Annotated in this window: 17 protein-coding genes and 1 riboswitch; of the genes, 11 read left to right on the forward strand and 6 right to left on the reverse strand. The window is 65.6% G+C overall.

The window, feature by feature from the left end; genetic code table 11:
* Positions 1-75 precede the first annotated feature (75 nt).
* The 4 genes from mutY (at position 76) to BUB39_RS02490 (ending at position 3,277) form a co-directional block, all read left to right on the forward strand.
* Positions 76-1,179, forward strand: coding sequence for an A/G-specific adenine glycosylase (gene mutY / locus BUB39_RS02475; RefSeq protein WP_073051448.1), 1,104 nt, complete (start codon positions 76-78; stop codon positions 1,177-1,179).
* A 67-nt stretch (positions 1,180-1,246) separates the two neighbouring features.
* Positions 1,247-1,876, forward strand: a complete 630-nt coding sequence (locus tag BUB39_RS02480) for an HAD family hydrolase (protein WP_073051449.1) — start codon at positions 1,247-1,249, stop codon at positions 1,874-1,876.
* A 43-nt stretch (positions 1,877-1,919) separates the two neighbouring features.
* Complete coding sequence (locus BUB39_RS02485) at positions 1,920-2,450, forward strand: DUF1993 family protein (RefSeq protein ID WP_073051450.1); 531 nt, start codon at positions 1,920-1,922, stop codon at positions 2,448-2,450.
* A gap of 17 nt (positions 2,451-2,467) precedes the next feature.
* The gene (locus BUB39_RS02490) at positions 2,468-3,277 is read left to right on the forward strand and encodes an endo alpha-1,4 polygalactosaminidase (protein WP_210187015.1); all 810 of its coding nucleotides are present in this window, start codon (positions 2,468-2,470) and stop codon (positions 3,275-3,277) included.
* 7 nt (positions 3,278-3,284) lie between these two features.
* On the opposite strand, the gene BUB39_RS02495 is transcribed toward BUB39_RS02490, so the two are convergent.
* Positions 3,285-4,409 carry a site-specific DNA-methyltransferase gene (locus BUB39_RS02495; protein ID WP_073051452.1) on the reverse strand — a complete coding sequence of 375 codons (1,125 nt, stop codon included), beginning with the start codon at positions 4,407-4,409 and terminating at the stop codon, positions 3,285-3,287.
* Positions 4,410-4,659: 250 nt separating this feature from the next.
* Between BUB39_RS02495 and BUB39_RS02500 the strand changes: the two genes are divergently transcribed.
* From BUB39_RS02500 to BUB39_RS02510, 3 genes are all read left to right on the forward strand, one after another.
* Positions 4,660-6,093 (forward strand): vWA domain-containing protein, encoded by a 1,434-nt coding sequence (locus tag BUB39_RS02500; RefSeq protein ID WP_175561707.1) that lies wholly within the window; start codon positions 4,660-4,662, stop codon positions 6,091-6,093.
* Positions 6,094-6,179: 86 nt separating this feature from the next.
* A complete protein-coding gene (locus BUB39_RS02505; protein ID WP_139251317.1) occupies positions 6,180-6,860 on the forward strand; it encodes an HAD family hydrolase in 681 nt (226 codons plus the stop codon).
* Positions 6,861-6,879: 19 nt separating this feature from the next.
* Positions 6,880-7,308, forward strand: a complete 429-nt coding sequence (locus BUB39_RS02510) for a DUF1284 domain-containing protein (protein WP_073051455.1) — start codon at positions 6,880-6,882, stop codon at positions 7,306-7,308.
* A gap of 53 nt (positions 7,309-7,361) precedes the next feature.
* On the opposite strand, the gene gcvPB is transcribed toward BUB39_RS02510, so the two are convergent.
* The 5 genes from gcvPB to BUB39_RS02535 all read right to left on the reverse strand — a co-directional run bounded on the left by gcvPB (position 7,362) and on the right by BUB39_RS02535 (position 12,997).
* The gene (gene gcvPB, locus BUB39_RS02515) at positions 7,362-8,933 is read right to left on the reverse strand and encodes an aminomethyl-transferring glycine dehydrogenase subunit GcvPB (RefSeq protein ID WP_073051456.1); all 1,572 of its coding nucleotides are present in this window, start codon (positions 8,931-8,933) and stop codon (positions 7,362-7,364) included.
* The gene (gcvPA, locus tag BUB39_RS02520) at positions 8,930-10,273 is read right to left on the reverse strand and encodes an aminomethyl-transferring glycine dehydrogenase subunit GcvPA (protein ID WP_073051457.1); all 1,344 of its coding nucleotides are present in this window, start codon (positions 10,271-10,273) and stop codon (positions 8,930-8,932) included. The genes gcvPB and gcvPA overlap by 4 nt, the downstream gene beginning before the upstream one ends.
* A gap of 74 nt (positions 10,274-10,347) precedes the next feature.
* On the reverse strand, positions 10,348-10,719 hold the full coding sequence (gene gcvH / locus BUB39_RS02525) for a glycine cleavage system protein GcvH (protein ID WP_073051458.1): 372 nt from the start codon (positions 10,717-10,719) through the stop codon (positions 10,348-10,350).
* 24 nt (positions 10,720-10,743) lie between these two features.
* The gene (gene gcvT / locus BUB39_RS02530) at positions 10,744-11,907 is read right to left on the reverse strand and encodes a glycine cleavage system aminomethyltransferase GcvT (protein ID WP_073051459.1); all 1,164 of its coding nucleotides are present in this window, start codon (positions 11,905-11,907) and stop codon (positions 10,744-10,746) included.
* Between the two features lie 55 nt (positions 11,908-11,962).
* A riboswitch (glycine riboswitch) is annotated at positions 11,963-12,076 on the reverse strand.
* A 225-nt stretch (positions 12,077-12,301) separates the two neighbouring features.
* Positions 12,302-12,997 carry a hypothetical protein gene (locus BUB39_RS02535; protein ID WP_073051460.1) on the reverse strand — a complete coding sequence of 232 codons (696 nt, stop codon included), beginning with the start codon at positions 12,995-12,997 and terminating at the stop codon, positions 12,302-12,304.
* Positions 12,998-13,184: 187 nt separating this feature from the next.
* Between BUB39_RS02535 and thrC the strand changes: the two genes are divergently transcribed.
* The 4 genes from thrC (at position 13,185) to BUB39_RS02555 (ending at position 19,490) form a co-directional block, all read left to right on the forward strand.
* A complete protein-coding gene (gene thrC / locus BUB39_RS02540) occupies positions 13,185-14,597 on the forward strand; it encodes a threonine synthase (RefSeq protein ID WP_073052700.1) in 1,413 nt (470 codons plus the stop codon).
* A 25-nt stretch (positions 14,598-14,622) separates the two neighbouring features.
* Positions 14,623-15,897 carry a M16 family metallopeptidase gene (locus tag BUB39_RS02545; RefSeq protein ID WP_073051461.1) on the forward strand — a complete coding sequence of 425 codons (1,275 nt, stop codon included), beginning with the start codon at positions 14,623-14,625 and terminating at the stop codon, positions 15,895-15,897.
* Positions 15,898-15,911: 14 nt separating this feature from the next.
* The gene (locus BUB39_RS02550; protein ID WP_073051462.1) at positions 15,912-16,499 is read left to right on the forward strand and encodes a GNAT family N-acetyltransferase; all 588 of its coding nucleotides are present in this window, start codon (positions 15,912-15,914) and stop codon (positions 16,497-16,499) included.
* Between the two features lie 102 nt (positions 16,500-16,601).
* Positions 16,602-19,490 (forward strand): EAL domain-containing protein, encoded by a 2,889-nt coding sequence (locus BUB39_RS02555; protein ID WP_073051463.1) that lies wholly within the window; start codon positions 16,602-16,604, stop codon positions 19,488-19,490.
* Positions 19,491-19,552: the final 62 nt, after the last annotated feature.

Raw genomic sequence — 19,552 nt, forward strand, 5'->3', positions numbered from 1 at the left:
GCGATGACACGGATCAATCGGAGTGCGCCGATCGACCACTGGCGCAGTCGGGCGCCCTCAGCGACACTCCCGGCCATGACGACGATAGATGCCCAAACCCTGCCCGCCCCCGCGCCCGCCGATCTTCTCGCCTGGTATGACCGCCATGCCCGCAGGCTGCCCTGGCGCATCGGCCCAGCCGAGCGCGGACGTGGCGTCACGCCTGATCCCTATCGTGTCTGGTTGTCCGAAATCATGCTGCAGCAGACCACCGTGACGGCGGTGAAGCCCTATTTCGAGGCGTTCCTAGACCGCTGGCCGGATGTCGCGGCGCTGGCCGCCGCGCCGTCCGAAGAGGTGATGAAGGCCTGGGCGGGGCTCGGCTATTATTCGCGGGCGCGCAACCTGAAAGCCGCCGCTGAAGCCGTCGCCGGAACGCTTGGCGGCAAGTTCCCCCAGACCGAATCGGGCCTGGCGGCGCTGCCCGGCATCGGCAGCTACACGGCGGCGGCCATCGCATCGATCGCTTTCGACCAGCCCGCCGCCGTAGTCGACGGCAATGTCGAGCGCGTATTGACCCGTGTCTTCGCAGTGGAAACCCCGCTACCGGGGGCAAAGTCCGAAATCCGACGGCTGCAAGAGCGCCTGACGCCGAAAGCGCGGCCCGGCGACTATGCGCAGGCGATGATGGATCTCGGCGCGACGATCTGCACGCCGAAGCGGCCGGCCTGCGTACTGTGCCCATGGGAGGCGTCCTGTGCCGCGCATGCCGCCGGGATCGAGGAGAGCTTCCCCCGCAAGGCGGCCAAGACGGCGCGGCCGGAGCGGGCCGGCGCCGCGTTCGTCGCGCGGCGGGAAGACGGGGCGATCCTGCTGAGGCGGCGGCCGGACAAAGGGCTGCTCGGCGCGATGACCGAGGTGCCCGGCACCGATTGGCTGCCGGTATTCTCTTCCGACAAGGCGTTGGCTGACGCACCTTTTCGCGCCGACTGGCAACGCACCGTCGCGCCTGTGGTGCATGTCTTCACGCATTTCCGCCTGACGCTCGACATCTATGCCGCCGCGCCGCCGCGCGGGTTCAACCTGCCGGAAGGACATTGGTGGTCGCCACCGGATGATCTTCCGGGCGAAGCGTTGCCGAGCGTCATGAAAAAGGCCATCGAAGCAGTCCATCCTGGAATCACCAGACGGCGCCGCTGATCGCGCCGCGACGTCCGCAGCATGTCCCCAAAAGGGACCCACACGAACGACAACCAGAGGCCAACGCATGCCCGACTCCACACCCGAGATCCGCCACATCGTCTTCGACATCGGCAACGTGCTCATCCAGTGGAACCCGGAGCTGCTCTATCGCCGCCTGATCCCCGACGACGGCGAGCGCGCTGCCTTTCTCGCCGAGGTCTGCACTCATGACTGGAATCTGGAGCAGGATCGCGGCCGGAGCTGGGCCGACGCGGAAGCCGAGGCGATCGCCCTCCATCCGCACGGTGCCGACCATATCCGCGCCTGGCGGAAGCACTGGCACGAGATGGTGCCGGGCCCGATCGAGGAATCGGCCGCCATTCTCGAAGCGCTCATCGCCGAGGGCTATGACGTGACGGCGCTCACCAATTTCGCCGAAGACACATTCATTGAGGCGCAGACACGCTTCCCTTATCTCGCAACGTTTCGCGGGATCACCGTCTCGGGCAAGATCCGCCTCGTGAAGCCGGATGTGGCGATCTATCACCACCATGCCGAGACGCTGGCCCTCGATCCGGCCGCGACGCTGTTCTTCGACGACATGCCGGCCAATATCGAAGCGGCCCGCGCCGCGGGCTGGAACGCCGAGCGCTTCATCGACCCGGCAACGATGCGCGCCGATCTCGCTCGCTACGGCATCTCGGTGCGCACCTGAGCCTTTGAAGGTTCAACTGGCCGCGAGGAACAGGGAGGCGTCGATGGCCGATTTCTACAGCATCTCGGTGCCGGTCCTGATCCGCTATCTGAGGCAGCTTGATGGGCTGCTCGTCCGCGTCGCTGACTTCGCGGCCGCACGCGGGGTCAGCGAGGCAGACTTGCTGGCCCTGTCGCTGAGCACCGACATGTTCGATCTCCGCCGGCAGGTTCTCATTGCGGCCGGCTTCTCGATCCGGGCGCTGCGGCCGATCGCGCCCGCGCTCGCGGCCGTTCCGAACGCCGAGGCCGCGACGATCGTTGAGCTCCATGCCCGCATTGCCGAACGGATCGACGCGCTATCGCGCCTGGAGCCGGGCGACATCAACGGCAAGGAAGCGGTGCGCGTGATCGAGACGGCGGGCGAGGCAGAATTCGAGACCGATGCGCTGACCTTTCTCACCCAGTATGCGCTGCCGAACTTCTTCTTTCACTTCATGACGGCCTTCGCGATCCTGCGCCAAGCCAGCGTCCTGATCGGCAAGGCGGATTTCGACGGCTTCCACGCTTATCCGCCCGGCTTCCGGTTCGTGTGAGCAAGGCGGCGCACACAGTGTCGACCATCGCGATCGCCGCCGCCTTCTTCGCCGCGCTATTTGCCAACGTCGCCGCCGCATTTCCGCAATTGGCGATGGCACGCGACAGGGGCTGGACACCGAAGCCCGGCGGCAGTTGGCAGTTGCAACTCCAGGGCACAGTCAACACCGGCTACGATGTCGACGTCTACGATATCGACCTGATCGATACGCCTCAGGCCACCATCGACGCACTGCATCGACGGGGCCGGTTCGTCGTCTGCTATTTCTCGGCCGGTTCGTCGGAGGATTTCAGGAGTGATGTCGGGGTCTTCCAGCCCTCCGACTTGGGAAAGAAACTGGATGGATGGGAAGGCGAGCGCTGGCTCGATATCCGCTCCGCCAATGTCCGGCGCTTCATGATCGAGAGGCGGCTGGATTTGGCCGCAGCCAAAGCCTGCGACGGCGTCGACCCTGACAATGTCGACGGCTTTGCCAATAACAGCGGCTTTCCGCTGACGTCAGAGGACCAGGCCAGTTATAATCGCTTCCTTGCCGCGGAAGCCCATAGGCGCAACCTGAAAATCGGGCTGAAGAATGATCTCGAACAGGTCGCGGCGCTCGTCGATGCGTTCGACTTCGCGGTCAACGAGCAGTGTCACGCCTTCAGGGAATGCGACAGACTCCGCCCTTTCGCAGCAGCGGGAAAGCCGATCTTCAACGTCGAATACCAGGGCGACGGGCTGAAATCCCGAACGATGCTCTGTGCAGCGGCGCGCGAGGGGTCGATGCACAGTCTCGTGCTGCCGCTCGCTCTCGACGACAGCTTCCGCTTTTCCTGCGACTGACGCCGCCTCAGCCTCCGGCGACCGCCATTTCGTCTCGCACGATCTGGCGGAGCGCGTCGATCGAGGTCAGGACGCCATTGCGGTGGACGTTCCAGAACGTCCAGCCATTGCAGGCGTCGAAGCCCTGCACCAGAGCGCCGACGCGGTGGATCGACCCGGTATGGCTGCCCGATTCCACCGAGCCATCGGCGCGGACGCGCGCCTGATGGCGGCCGGAGATGGCCGTCATGATCTCGTTCGGCTGGATCAGACCACGCTCGACCAGTGCGCCGAAGGGCACCCGCGGCTCGGCCTTCTTGCCGCGCAGCAGTTCGAGCGCCGCTGCCGGCGCCGTCTCCACGGCCGCGATGCGCGCGGTCGCGGCGTCGATATAGACCTGCTCACGCTCGACGCCGACATAGTGTCGGCCGAGGCGCTTGGCGACGGCGCCCGTCGTCCCTGAGCCGAAGAAGGGATCGAGCACGATGTCGCCGGGTTTGGTCGAGGCGAGCATCACGCGCGCCAAAAGCGCCTCGGGCTTCTGCGTCGGATGCAGCTTCTGGCCCGCGGCGTCCTTCAGGCGCTCGCCGCCAGTACAGATCGGCAGCAGCCAGTCCGAGCGCATCTGGACATCGTCGTTGAAGGCCTTCATCGCCTCGTAATTGAAGGTGTAGCGCGACTGCGGACCGCGCGAGGCCCAGATCATGGTCTCATGCGCATTGGTGAACCGCTTGCCGCGAAAGTTCGGCATTGGGTTGGTCTTGCGCCAAACAACGTCGTTCAGGATCCAGAAGCCGAGATCCTGCAGCATCGTGCCGACGCGGAAGATGTTGTGATAGGAGCCGATGACCCAGAGCGAGCCGTCTGGCTTCAGCACGCGGCGCACCGCGAGAAGCCAGGCGCGCGTGAAGGCATCATAGGCCTCGAAGCTCGCGAACTGGTCCCAATCGTCGTCGACAGCATCGACGAGTGACTGGTCGGGCCGTGTCAGGCCGCCGGCGAGCTGGAGATTATAGGGCGGATCGGCGAAGACCACATCGATCGAGTGAGCCGGCAACTGCTCGAGGGCCGCTACGCAATCGCCCTTGATGATCGTATCGGCAAAGGCCGGACGGACCGCCGGTGCGACCGTCTTCAGCTGTACTCCACGCATGCCCCACAACTCCCAACGCAACACCACGATTTCGGGCACCATGGTTAGCGAACAGGGTGAAGGTCCCGTTAGGAAGCGTGGTTAAGAGAAGGTTTCCGGCAATTTTGGCGACTGGACATCGTTTCGCCGGAGATGTCCCGCCACTCTCTAGCCCGATATCCGGCCGGAGGCCGCAACCCGCGCGAACGGGCGTTCACTCCGCATGAAAACGCTCTAAAGTCCCGAAACGACTGGCATGACCGAGGCCCCGATGACTGCCCGCCTTCCCATCCTGACCGCCCTGCTCCTGACACTCCTGGCGGCGCCGGCGCTGGCCGATAGTGCCATGCTGGTGATCGACTCTTCCGCCTCGATGGCTGGAAAGCTCGGCCGCGATCGGAAGGCCGATCTCGTTGCCGATGCAGTCGCGAGCGCCGTCACCGATTTTCCGACCGAGGCGAAGATCGGCATGCTCGCCTTCGGCAATGTCAGCAAGACGAGTTGTTCCGACGCTGCTGTCGTGGTGAAGCCTCAGCAGAACGGCAATGACGCCGTCGCGCAGGCAGCCGCCGCGCTGGCGCCGCGCGGCAAGGCGCCCCTTGCCGTGGCGCTCGAGCGGGCGGCCAACGCGCTGGATTACCGCAAAGAGCGCGCGACGATCGTCGTTTTCGTCGACAAGATCGAGGCTTGCGATGCCGATCCCTGCGTTCTCGCGGAATCACTCAAGCAGAAGGCGCGCGACCTGACGATCGAGGTGATCGGTCTCGGCCTTGATGATGCGGACAGCGCCCGCGTCGCTTGCATCGCGGAGAAGACGGGCGGCAAGTTCCTGAATGCCAAGGACGGGACCGACCTCGCCGGCGGACTGACGGCAGCGCTTGCCAGCGCCAAGGCTCCGCCCGCGACATTGCCCTCGGCTTCGCTCGATGCACCGGCCAAGGTCGTGCAGTCGGATGTATTCGAGGTCGGCTATGACGGACCCAAGGACAAGGACGACCGCATCCAGATCTCCTGGCCCGGCCTGCCGCCCGGCTCCGAGATTCGCAGCGTGCTCGCCTCGCCCGATGGCAGGAAGCGGCGCCTGACGGCGCCCACGGAAGCCGGGACTTACGAGCTGCGTTACTACCATCCCGAACTCAACGCCGTGCTGGCGACGCGCGTCCTCGACGTCGCGATGCGCCCGGTGACGGTTTCCGCTCCGGCACGCATCCCGGCTGGAACGCCGATGACGGTTGCGTGGACGGGTCCGGCCGCCGACTCCGATGAGATATGGATCACGCCGGCAAATGGCGAGACCAAGCTCGCCAGCGTCGCCGTCAGGCATAACTTCAAGCCGGTGTCGCTCGATGCGCCACTGGAGCCGGGGCTCTACGAGGTCCATTACCATTCCGCGGCCGACAACAGCACGGCGGCCAAGGTGCAGTTCACCGTCGACCCGCCCGCCGTGACATTGCAAGCGCCGTCATCGGCGCCGGTCGGGACGCGCATCGATGTGGCATGGACCGGGCCCGGAGCCCGATTCGACAACGTCGTCATTGCCCGCGCCGGCATGGCCTCCTCCGAGCATGTGACCATGTCGCGCATTCGTCCCGACATGGCCAGCGTACGGGTAACCGTGCCTGCCGAGCCCGGCAGCTACGAGCTTCGCTATGTCGCCGGTGACGGCAAGGCGGTGTTCGCGAGCGTGCCGTTCACGGCCGAATAAGGCGCAGTTCGGCGCCGATCGGGCGAAGACAGGCCGGCTGCGATCTGATAGGACGCAGCCGCAACTCATCACGGAACATCTCTCCCATGCTGGTCATTTTCGATTGCGACGGCGTGCTCGTCGATTCCGAGATCCTCGCCTCCCGCGTCGATAGCGAACGGCTGAAGGAAGTTGGCTACGATATTTCGGTCGACGAGATGTCGCATCGCTTCGCCGGCCTCACCTGGGACCGGATCGCCCGGATCATCGAGGCCGATCTCGGCCATCAGCTGCCGGATGGCTTCCACCAGAAGACCGACCAGGAACTCGACCGCCGGCTCGCCAAGGAGCTGGACATCATCCCTGGCGTGCATGAAATGCTCGACCGGCTCGATTACCAGCGCTGCATCTGCTCGAACTCCTCGCCGGAGCGGCTGAAGATTTCGCTGACGCGCACCAAGCTCTGGGACCGCTTCCGCCCCTATATCTTCTCGGCTGTCGCCGTTGCCGACAAGCGCCCCAAGCCGGCGCCCGACGTGTTCCTGCACGCCGCCAAGGAGTTCGACGTCGATCCAAAGACCTGCGTGGTGATCGAGGATTCGACGCATGGCATCCACGGCGCCAAGGCGGCCGGAATGCGCGTCGTCGGTTTCACCGGCGGGTCGCATTCCTGGCCGGGCCATGCCGACGCCCTGACGGCGGCCGGCGCTGAGACCGTCATCAACCGCATGTCGGACCTGCCGGCCATCGTTGCTGCCCTCGCCGAATGGTCCGGCCTCGAGGATTGAGCGAGGCGCGTCGACGCCGATGACCGTTCGCCTCCGCGCCCATCACCTGCTCTGCATGCTGACCTATGTCGGCAAGGGCTATTCTGAGGCGTTCTGCCGAAATTATGACGGCATCGCGGAACGGCTCGGCGCGGGCGAGGACATCCTCATGGTGGCCGGGCCCGACGACATCTGCGGCCCGGTCGTCGATGCGCCCGATACTCACTGCCACAATGAGAGCGTGATCGAACGCGACGCCGCCGCGGCGGCCGCCGTCTCAGCACTGATCGGCCAAAAGCTCGATACTGGCGCGCGCCTCGCCCTTGACGCCGACATGCTGGCCGCGATGCGGGATGCCTTTGCCGCCGGCACGACGCGCATCGGCTGCGGCGGCTGTCAATGGACGGACATCTGCGACAGCGTCTCGGCCGCGGGCTTCCTGGGCACACGACTTAGGATCGCCGGATAGAGGCTGGCCTCTCCCTCACGTCTTGAGGACGGAGAGAGACGCCGATTGCCTTGTTACTCCGCCGCCTCGGAGAGAGGCTGCGGCCGTTCCCATTTCAGCTTTGGCGCGCGGGCGGCTCGGGTCTCGTCGAGCCGGCGGCGCGGGGCAAAGCGCGGCGCCTCGCGGAAGCGCTCAACATCGCCGGCCTTCGCCCGCATCACCAGATGGCGCAACGTGGCGATGAAGAGGTCGAGCGAGGCTTTTGATTCCGATTCCGTCGGCTCGATCAGCATCGCGCCATGGACGACGAGCGGGAAGTACATCGTCATCGGATGATAGCCCTCGTCGATCATCGCCTTGGCGAAATCGAGCGTGGTGACGCCCGTCCCATCCAGGAAGTGATCGTCGAACAGCACCTCATGCATGCAGGTGCGGTCGCCGGATGGCTGGCTCATCACGTCGCGAAGACCGGCCCGGACATAGTTGGCATTGAGCACGGCATCTTCGGAGGCCTGCTGCAGGCCGTCGGCGCCATGCGAGAGCATGTAGCTGACCGCCCGCACGAACATGCCCATCTGGCCATGGAACGCGACCATGCGCCCGAAGGGCTGCTCACCGGACTTGAGGGCCGCCTCGTCCTCGACAAGGACCGGACCGTCCGCATCGATGCGCACGAAGGGCAGCGGCGCGAAGGCCGCGAGACGTTCGGAGAAGACCACCGGGCCCGCGCCCGGACCGCCGCCGCCATGCGGCGTCGAGAAGGTCTTGTGCAGGTTGATATGCATCGCGTCGACGCCGAGTTCGCCAACCTTCGCCTTGCCGACGATCGCGTTGAAATTGGCGCCGTCGCAATAGAAATAGGCGCCAGCCGCGTGGATCGCCGCCGCGATCTCGACCACGTCCCGCTCGAACAGCCCGCAAGTGTTCGGATTGGTCAGCATGATCGCAGCGACCTGCGGCGAGAGCAGCGCCTTGACCGCCGCCGGGTCGACGGTGCCATCCGGGCGGGCCGGCACCGTGACCACCTTGAAGCCGATCAGCGCGGCCGTGGCGGGATTGGTGCCATGCGCCGATTCCGGCACCAGCACGATATCGCGAGCTTCACCACGCGCCGCAATCGCGGCCTTGATGGCCATCATGCCGCAAAGCTCGCCATGGGCGCCGGCCTTCGGCGAGAGCGCCACGCTCGTCATGCCGGTCATTTCGATCAGCCAGCGGCCGAGCTCCGCCATGAGCTCGACGGCACCGGAGACAGTCGAGAGCGGCTGCAGCGGATGGATGTCGCCGAAGCCGCCAAGGCGCGCGACCTTCTCGTTGAGACGCGGATTGTGCTTCATCGTACAGGAGCCGAGCGGATAGAGGCCGCTGTCGATGGCGTAGTTCTTTTGGCTGAGGCGCACATAATGGCGCATCGCCTCGGGCTCCGAGAGGCCCGGCAGGTCGATGGCGCTTGTCCTGGCCAGCTTGCCGAGGCGCGGCGCAAAGGCCACGGGTTCGTCGAGATCGACGCCGGTCACATCATGACGGCCGACCTCGAACAGCAGTGCTTCCTCGATCTGGAGGCCGCGATTGCCGGTGAAGGTATCGGTCGAGGAAGTCCCGGCACTGCCGGCATCGGTGGGACGGCCCTGCGTGTTCATGGTCATGCCAGCACCTCCTTCAGCGCGGCAACGAAGGCAGCGCGGTCTTCGTCCGTGTTCATTTCGGTCGACGCGACCAGCAGCAGATTGGCGAGAGCGGCATTGCCGGGTTCGAGCCGGGAGACCGGCACCCCACCGAGAATGCCCTTCGCCGCCAGCGCTTCGACGACCGAAGCAGCATCGTCAGGCAAGCGCAGCGTGAACTCGTTGAAGAACGAGTCATTCAAGAGGGTTACGCCGGGAAGCTCGCCAAGAGATTCCGCGAGCTTGACGGCGTTCGCGTGATTGATGCGGGCGAGCCGCGTCAATCCCGCCTCGCCGAGCAACGTCATATGGATCGTGAAGGCGAGCGCGCAAAGGCCTGAATTCGTGCAGATATTCGATGTCGCCTTGTCGCGGCGGATATGCTGCTCGCGAGTCGAAAGCGTCAGCACGAAGCCGCGCCGGCCCTCGGCGTCCACGGTCTCGCCGCAAAGGCGTCCGGGCATCTGGCGCACATGCTTGGCGCGGGCCGCGAAAAGGCCGACATAGGGCCCGCCGAACGAAAGCGCGTTGCCGATCGACTGCCCTTCGCCGACGACGATATCGGCGCCCTGCGCACCGGGCGACTCGACGAGACCGAGCGACACCACTTCGGTGACGACGGCGATCAGCAGCGCTCCGACCTCATGCGCCCGGGCGGCGATCGGCGCGAGGTCGATCAGATGACCGTAGAAGGAGGGCGACTGCACCACGACGCAGGAGGTTTCGGCGTCGATGCGGGCGAGAATATCCTCGGCGGCGTCGGGATCGGCCGGCAGCGCTTCGACGAGGTCCGACGCCATCGCCGAAGTCGTCTCGACGACCGCGCGATAATGCGGATGCAGCCCGCCGGATAGCACGGCCTTCTTCCGCCGGGTGACGCGATGGGCCATCAGCACCGCCTCGGCGGTAGCCGTCGAGCCGTCATACATCGAGGCGTTGGCGACCTCCATGCCGGTCAGATGCGCGACCTGCGTCTGGAACTCGAACAGATATTGCAGCGTGCCCTGCGTGATCTCCGGCTGATACGGCGTGTAGGAGGTCAGGAACTCCGAGCGCTGGATGAGATGATCCACCGTCGCAGGCACGTGATGCTTGTAGGCGCCGGCGCCGACGAAGAACGGCACCGTGGAGGCTGGCACGTTCTTCGCCGCGAGGCGACCAAGCGTCCGCTCGACCGAGAGCTCGCCCGCCGCGTGCGGCAGATCGAGGCCATGGACGCGCAGATTGGCCGGGATATCGGAAAAGAGATCGTCGATCGAGCCGACGCCGATGGTGGCGAGCATTGCCGCCCGGTCGGCCTCGGAATGGGGCAGATAGCGCATGGAGATATCCTTCGCAGGCAAGTCGGCACGCCGCCGCCCCTCCCTTGCGGGAGAGGCTCAGCTTCCAGCCCGGTTCACAGCGTCTCGAGGAAGGCCTTGTAGGCGGTCTCGTCCATTAGGCCGGCGAGTTCGCCCTTGTCGGCGATGATGAGCTTCAGGAACCAGCCCTCGCTCTCGGGCGCCTCGTTGATCTTGGCCGGCTGATCGACGAGGCCGCCATTGATCCCTTCGACCACGCCGGAGATCGGCGCGAAAACTTCGCTCGCTGCCTTGACCGATTCGACGACAGCCGCCTCGTCGCCCTTGGCGAGTTGCTTGCCGACCTCGGGAAGCTCGACATAGACGACGTCGCCGAGCTGCGACTGGGCATAGTCCGAGATGCCGACCGTTGCGATATCGCCGTCGACGCGGACCCATTCATGGTCCTTGGTGAAGTAGGTGGCCATGGAGGCGTGTCCCCTTGAGAGATGTCAGGAAGCGGATTTGCGGAAATAGCGGTGCGGCACGAAGGGCAGCGGCACGACGCGCGCAGCCAGAGGCTTGCCGCGAACAATAAGCGTCAGCGACGTCCCCGGCGCGGCGCTGTCGGCGCTGACATAGCCCATGGCGATCGGTCCGCCGGCGGTCGGCCCAAAGCCGCCCGATGTGACGAGGCCAATCAGCGTCCCGGTGGCATCGTGGATCTCAGTGCCTTCGCGGGCCGGCGCCCTGCCCTCCGGCTGGATGCCGACACGAAGGCGCGGCGGACCGTCGGCTAGTTCGCTGAGGATGCGCCCCGCGCCAGGAAAGCCGCCATCAGCGCGGCGACGCTTGCCGATCGCGAAGCCGAGATCGGCTTCCGCGGGCGATGTCGCCTCGTCGATATCGTGACCGTAAAGGCATAGCCCGGCTTCGAGCCGGAGCGAATCGCGTGCGCCAAGGCCGATCGGCGCGACTTCGGGCTCGGCGAGCAGCCTGCTTGCCAGAGCTTCCGCTTTGTCCGCGTCGACGGAAATCTCGAAGCCATCCTCGCCGGTATAGCCGGAGCGGCTGATCGCGCAGTCGATGCCGTCGATCGCGGCGCTGATCGCGGTCATGAAGCCCATAGTGGCAGCGGCCGGACAAAGCCGCGCCATGACGGCTGCTGCGAGCGGACCCTGCAGCGCGAGCAGCGCCCGGTCCTCGGCCACGACAAGCTCGACATCTTCAGGAAGATTCGCGGCAAGATGGGCATAGTCGACCGTCTTGCGGCCCGCATTCACGACGAGGAACAACGTCCCGTCCGCGCCGGCATCGGCCGCCCGGGTCACCATCAGGTCATCGATGATGCCGCCTTCCGTCGTCGTGAACAGCGTGTAGCGAATGCGCCCGAGGCCAAGCCCCTGGAAGTCGCCGGGCGTCAGCGCTTCGAGCGCCTTCGCCGTCGTGGCGTGATCAGGGCCAACCAGGAAGCACTGGCCCATATGCGAAACGTCGAAAAGGCCCGCCTTCTCGCGCGTCCAGTTATGCTCAGTCAGAATTCCCGTCGGATATTGCACCGGCATGGAATAACCGGCGAACGGCACCATGCGCGCGCCGAGCTTCCTGTGAAGATCGGCAAGGGGCGTCTCGCTGAGGCTCGCTACGGTGGTGTCGGCTTCGGAGGCATGCGCCATCAGAGGCTCCTCGGACGGGGTTCCAATGCACGGCCTGTCCGAAAACCGGACCTGCCGCGCCCCCTCTGTCCGAGAACCTGAGAGATTTCCCATGCGCCCTTAAGGCACGCATGGTTGCTCCTTCGGTGAGCCTGCTCTTGCGAACAGACTGCTTTCCAGAGCGTCGCCGACCGTCCGGTCCTTGAGCCTGAGAGTTTCCGGGGCGGTTGCTCCTTCGGCGCCGTCAGGGCGATGGCCCCGGCGGTCTCTCCCGGCGGTCGTCAAAAGGCGCTGCAAGCAGCGCCCTTCAGCTGGATCGCGACGGAGACCCAACCTGCTGACGAGTGTAGAGGGCGCTGCGCCGCAGTCAAGCAAGGCTGCATGCGGCGCAATCGCTTCAGGGCCGCGCAATAGCTCAGCGACGAGCCGACTTCACCGGCGCATCGTCGAAGCCGACATAGATGCGGTAGTCCGAATTGCCGGGCGCGATCGGCAGCACGATCTGATCGTAGATTTTGGTGAAATCGGTCGAAAGGTTCGGCTCGGTCAGTGTGACCGGAATCTTGAATAGCTCGGATTTGAGAATCTTGTCGGTGCCCTGGACCACCGCGATGCGCAGCGGCACCGTGATGGTTCCGGCCTTGCCGGCTGGACCTGCCACCGTGCGACCGATGACGCCCACCTTGACGGCGACGCCACCCTCGGTGGCGCGGCATTCGCGCGCGGTCTTGACGATCGACGACTGGTAGGTGACCGGCGGGGGCGCTCCGGTGATCGGATCGGGCTTGGCGCCAGCGGACAGCGCCGTCATCTGCTCGGTGCCGGGCCGGATCGAAACGGGCGGGCAGAGCGCGACGGTCTTCTGGTAGTCGTTCGGATCGAGCACCACGGCGCCGGCCTTGCCCGCGCTCGGGCCGCCGAACAGCGCGTTGGCGAGGACATTGCCGCTACCCTGTGCCGGCGCGGGAGCGGTGCCATCGACGGTGGCATCACCCACGCCCGATCCGCCGCCGATGCTGCTGCAGGCAGCGAGCATAGCCGCCGAAAGAGCGATGGCGACGATGGAAGGCGATCTGGCAAGGAGCGAGTCGCGGACAGACGAAGACTGCATTTCCGATTATTCCTCGACGCTGAAGCGCGACCTCTATAACAGTCCGATCAATCTTTGGCGACTTGGTGGCAGAGCGACTTTGCGCAGCCAGGGCGCAGCGGTCCAAGCTTGCCGGTCACGGCACGCGGCGATAGGGTGCCGGTTCGGCCGCTTCGTCAGGGAGCGGTTTGTGGAGGTTTCGAGTTCCGTGAAATATGTGAGCACGCGCGGCACCGCGCCCCAGCTCGGCTTTTGCGATGTCCTGCTCGCCGGTCTGGCACGCGATGGCGGCCTTTATGTGCCTGAGACCTGGCCGTCTTTCAGCTCCGACGCGCTCGCGCGCCTTGCCGGACGGCCTTATGACGAGGTCGCTTTCACGGTGATCCGACCGTTTGTCGGCGGCGAGATCGAAGACGCGCTGCTGGCTCGGCTCTGCCGCGAGGCCTATGCCACATTCCGTCATCCGGCCGTCGCCCCCCTGGTGCAGACGGGGCCAAACGCCTTCATTCTCGAACTCTTCCACGGGCCGACGCTGGCCTTCAAGGACGTCGCCATGCAGTTGCTGGCGCGGTTGATGGACCATGTCCTCACCGTGCGCGGCCGCCGCGCGACGATCGTCGGCGCTACGTCGGGCGACACTGGCGGCGCGGCGATCGAGGCATTCCGCGGCCGTCAGGCGACCGACATCTTTATCCTGTTCCCGAAGGGCCGCGTTTCCCCGGTGCAGCAGCGCCAGATGACGACTGCTGCCGACGCGAATGTCCATGCCATCGCTGTCGAAGGGTCGTTCGATGATTGCCAGGCGATCGTCAAATCTCTGTTCAACGATCTGAAATTTCGCGATCGCGTGGCGCTTTCCGGCGTCAATTCGATCAACTGGGCGCGCATCGTCGCGCAGGTCGTCTATTACATCACTGCGGGCCTCGCGCTTGGCGCGCCGCATCGTGCCGTGTCGTTCACGGTGCCGACGGGCAATTTCGGCGACGTCTTCGCCGGGTATGTCGCGAAGCGCATCGGCCTGCCGATCGAGCGGCTCGTCATCGCAACGAATTCCAACGACATCCTTGCCCGTACGCTCGCAAGCGGACGCTACGAGATGACCGGAGTGGTGCCGACCACCTCGCCGTCGATGGACATCCAGATATCCTCGAATTTCGAACGGCTGCTGTTTGAAGCGGCCGGCCGCGATGCCGGCACCGTGCGGCAGCTGATGGGCGGCCTCACACAATCGGGCGCCTTCACTGTCCCGCCGGCAGCGCTTGCCGCGATCCGCGGCGAATTCGAGGCCGGCCGTGCCGATGAAGCGGCCACCGCCGCGACGATGCGCAGCCTGCTCGCGGAAACCGGATATCTCGCCGACCCCCATACGGCGGTCGCGCTCACGGTCGCTGGCCGAGTTGATCCATCTCCGACGCCCATGGTGACGCTCTCGACGGCCCATCCGGCGAAGTTTCCCGCCGCTGTCGAGGCGGCAACGGGCGTGAAGCCGGAACTGCCGGCCTGGCTCGGCGATTTCATGGACCGGGAGGAGCATTTCTCGGTCCTCCCCAACGATACAGAAGCCGTTGCCCGCTTCGTTGAAGCGCGCGCACGAGCGGTTGAGGAAAGGGCTGGAACATGACCCGATACAGCGCGGTTCGCCGCTGATGGGCGTCGAGGTGACCAAGCTTCCATCCGGGCTCACGGTTGCGAGCCATGCGATGGACCACCTCGAAAGCGCCGCGCTCGGCGTATGGGTCGGAGCCGGCTCGCGGCTCGAATCCTCGTCCGAGCATGGCATCTCGCATCTCCTGGAGCACATGGCGTTCAAGGGCACGGCGCGCCGCTCGGCGACCGACATTGCCGAAGAGATCGAGGCGGTCGGCGGCGAGGTGAATGCCGCGACATCCGTCGAGACGACGTCCTATTACGCTCGCATCTTGAAGCCGGACGCAGAGCTGGCCGTCGACATCCTTGCCGACATCCTCTGCAATTCGGCCTTTGATCCCCATGAGCTGGAGCGCGAGCAGCACGTCATCGTGCAGGAGATCGGCGCCTCGCTCGATACGCCAGAGGATCGGGTCTTCGATTTCTTCATCGAGGGGGCGTTTCCCGACCAGCCGCTCGGCCGCACCATTCTCGGCACCGAGGAGACCGTGCGCGGCACGCGTCCGCAACACCTCTCCTCCTATCTCGATCGCCACTATCACGGCCCGTCGATGGTCCTATCAGCAGCAGGCGCCGTCGATCATGCCAAGCTGGTGTCGCTCGCCGAGGACCGCTTCGCGGGCTTGCCCTCGACGCCGCTGCCGGACGCCCAGGCGGCGCATTATATCGGCGGCGACGTTCGCGAACGGCGCAAGCTGATGGAAGCGCAGATCCTGCTCGGCTTCGAGGGACTGCCCTACGCGTCCGAGGATTTCCACGCCGTGCAGATCCTCGCCTCGCTGCTCGGCGGCGGCATGTCCTCACGGCTCTTCCAGGAAGTGCGCGAAAAACGCGGCCTCTGCTACTCGATCTATTCGTTTCACTGGAGCTTCGCCGATACCGGCCTCTTCGGCATCCATGCCGCGACGGGCGCCGAAGATATCGAGGAGCTGATGCCGGTGCTGATCGGCGAGCTCGAGCGGGCGAGCCATGACATTTCCGAGCAGGAGCTTTCCCGCGCCCGGGCGCAGATGCGGGCGAGCCTCCTGATGAGCCTCGAAAGCCCGGCGGCGCGCGCGGGCCAGCTTGCGCGACAGATCCTGCTGTTCGGACGGCCGATCGCCGTCGACGAACTGGTCGCCCGGATCGACGGGGTGAGCGTTGCCAAGCTGCGGGATCTCGCCCAGATGATCTTTACCGGCAGCCCGCCGACGCTGGCTGCCATAGGCCCGATCGACAAGCTCGCCGATCGCAGCAGGATATCCCAGCGTCTGGGCTCGCCGGTCGCAGCTTAGGACAGACGCGGGCGATGGAATTCCTGCGCTCAGTCGTCCCGTTTCAGCCGGCGCCGGTCATCTCGACCGACACCGTGATCCTGCGCAGCCCTGGCATGGCCGACTACGCGGCGTGGAGTGAACTGCGCGGCGCCAGTCGCTCATTCCTGATGCCCTGGGAACCGGTCTGGCCGATCGACGACCTGACCAAGCCAGCCTTCCGGCGGCGGCTGCGTCGCTACCAACGCGAAATGCAGGAAGCGACCGGCTATCCGTTCCTGGTATTCCGCACCGGCGACCTCAACCTCGTCGGTGGCCTGACACTGTCGCACATCGTCCGTGGCGTGACGCAGTCCTGCTCGCTCGGTTACTGGATGGGCGAGCGCTATGCCGGCAAGGGCCTGATGACGGCCGCGGTCAAGGCTGTCATCCCCTTCGTCTTCGACACGCTGAAGCTGCATCGGCTCGAGGCTGCCTGCCTTCCGCACAATTCCGCTTCCATCCGCCTTCTCGAAAAAGCCGGATTCACCCGCGAGGGCTATGCACGGCGGTATCTCAACATTGACGGTCGCTGGCAGGATCACCTGCTTTTCGCGATCGTGAGCGATGATCCCCGCCCGTGACGGCAGGGGTGTCGCTTCGGCGGCTGCGCTGTGGCCAACCGAAAAACCCTTGGACTGACAAGGCCCGGGATAGTACTCCTCGACGGCCTGCAGGAGGTGTTATTGTCGCTTAACCGTATCGTCGCTGCGATCGGTCTGGTGCTGTTCGTGTTTGCCGGGACGGTTTCGCCGGCCCTGGCGCTCGACGCGCTGACGGTGCCGCTCGACGGCAAGACGCTCGATCTCACCAAGGCCATCGACTATGCCTCGCGCGATCCCTCGGACCGTGTCCAGGTGTCGACGGCGCCTGGTCCCGATGGCATCGTGCGCCGGATCGAGGTGCGTTCGAACGAGAACGGCGGCAGCTCCTACTGGGCCTATTTCGCGCTGTCCAACAATGGCGACGAGCAGATCGACCGCCTGCTGGTGGCGCCGCATTTCCGCCTCGTGAATTCCGGCCTCCTCATCCCCGATCTCGGCGCGTCGCGCATCGCGCAGGTAACGCCGAGCCAGGGCTTTCCCCCCGAGCGCCAGGCGAGCCAGGAAGCCGACATCTTCCGCATCACGCTCGACCCCGGCGCCGTCGTGACCTTCGTCGCGGAATTACGGACGCCGAACCTGCCGCAGCTCTATCTGTGGGATCCGGACGCCTACAAGGACAGCATCAATTCCTTCACGCTCTATCACGGCATCGTGCTGGGCATTTCGGGCCTGCTCGCGCTCTTCCTGACCATCGTCTTCGTGGTCAAGGGCACCGCGATGTTCCCCGCCACCGCGGCGCTCGCGTGGTCGGTGCTGATCTATCTCTGCATCGATTTCGGCTTCTGGAACAAGGTGATCCAGATCGCGCCCGGCGACGACAAGATGTGGCGCGCCGGCGCGGAGGTGCTGCTTTCGGCGGCGCTGCTGATCTTCACTTTTGCCTATCTCAACCTCAATCGATGGCATGTGCGCTACAGTCACGCGACGATCGCCTGGCTGGTCGGCCTGATGATCCTGCTCGGCGTGGCTGTCTTTGAGCCGGGGATAGCCTCCGGCGTCGCCCGCATGTCGCTCGGCGCCACGGTGGCGGTCGGCTTCATCGTGATCGTCTATCTGTCGCTGCATCGCTACGACCGCGCCATCATGCTGATCCCGACCTGGGTCTTGCTGATGGTGTGGGTGTTCGGCGCCTATCTGACCGTCACCGGCAGCCTCGCCAATGACGTGATCCAGCCGGCGTTGAATGGCGGCCTCGTGCTGATCGTCCTGCTGATAGGCTTCACGGTCATGCAGCACGCCTTTGCCGGCGGCACGATCGTGCAGGGCGCGATCGGCGAAACGGAGCGCCGCGCCTTGGCGCTGGTCGGAGCCGGCGACATCGTCTGGGACTGGGATGTTGCGCGCGACCGCATCCTGACCGGCACGGATGCCGAGGACCTGCTCGGCCTCAAGCACGGCACGCTGGAAGGTCCGGCGCGCGACTGGCTCGAAGTGCTGCATCCGGCCGATCGCGACCGCTTCAAGGCGACGCTCGACGCAGTCATCGAGCAACGCCGCGGCCGCATCGCGCAGGATTTCCGCCTGCGTTCGGAGGATGGCCATTATCGCTGGTTCCATCTCCGCGCCCGGCCGGTGATCGGCTCGGACGGCGAGGTCCTGCGCTGCGTCGGCACCATGAGCGACGTCACTGAAGAACGCACAGCCGAGGAACGGCTGCTGCATGATGCCGTGCACGACAATCTGACCGGCCTCGCAAACCGGGAACTGTTCCTCGATCGCCTCTCCAGCGCGCTTATCCGCGCTGAGGTCGAGGATGCGGCACAGCCGTCCGTCTTCCTGCTCGACATCGACCGCTTCAAACATGTGAACGACAATTTCGGCCTTTCGGTCGGCGATTCTATCCTTCTGACCGTCGCGCGACGGCTGTCGCGGCTGCTGAAGCCGCAGGACACGCTTGCCCGGCTCTCCGGCGACCAGTTCGGTTTCATGCTGCTCTCGGAATTCGAGCCGGAGCGGATAGCCGGGTTCGCTGACAGCGTTCGCCGCGCCCTTCGGACACCGATCTCGTTCGGCGACAAGGAGATCTTCCTGACGGCCTCGATCGGCATCGCCATGCATGATGCCGAGCAGCACGACGCGGTCTCGATGTTCAAGGATGCCGAGATCGCGATGTATTGCGCGAAGCGCCTCGGCGGCGACCGCATTGAGGCGTTCCGCCCGGCGCTGCGCCAGAACGGCACGGACACGCTGACGCTCGAGGCCGATCTTCGCCGCGCTATCGGGCGCGAGGAGATCAAGGTGCTCTACAGGCCGGTAGTGCGCCTTGAGGATCGGACCGTCGCGGGCTTCGAGGTGGAGGTCCGCTGGGACCATCCGAAGCATGGCCGCGTGCCGGCCAGCGAATTCCTGACGCTGGCCGAACGTAACGGGTTGATGGCGCCGCTCGGCCTCTTCGTCCTCGACAAGGCAGCGCGCCAGCTCTCAGACTGGCAGGAGCAGCTCGGCCCGCATGTGCCGCTGTTCGTCTCGATCAATGTCTCCAGCCGCCAGTTGCTGCGCCATGACCTCATCAACGACGTCAAATCGGTGCTGTCGCGCGCCGCGGTGCAGCGCGGCTCGCTGAAGCTCGAATTCGCCGAAAGCCTGGTGATGGAGAATCCGGAATACGCCGTGCAGGTGCTGGCCCGGGTACGCGAGCTCGGCGCCGGGTTGACGATCGACGATTTCGGCACCGGCCACTCCTCGCTCAGCTATCTGCAGCGCTTCCCCTTCGACACGCTGAAGATCGACCAGAGCTTCGTGCGCGGCCCGACTGCCAAGCAGAATCGCGTGATCCTGCGTGCCATCGTCGCCCTCGCGCATGATCTGCACATGGACGTTATGGCAGAGGGCGCCGAGAACGACGACGACGCGCTCGATCTCTACGATATCGGCTGCGAATTCGCCTCCGGCCAGCTGTTCGGTCCGGCGATGACGGCCGTCGAAGCGGGCGGCCTGCTCTTCCGCGAGGAAGAGGCGATGATCGCGTGAGGGCGGCTGCACGTGGCGACGGCGGCCTCCGGCGGCCGATCGTTGCCGCTTGACATGGCCCC

This window comes from Kaistia soli DSM 19436, assembly GCF_900129325.1.
Lineage (GTDB): Bacteria > Pseudomonadota > Alphaproteobacteria > Rhizobiales > Kaistiaceae > Kaistia > Kaistia soli.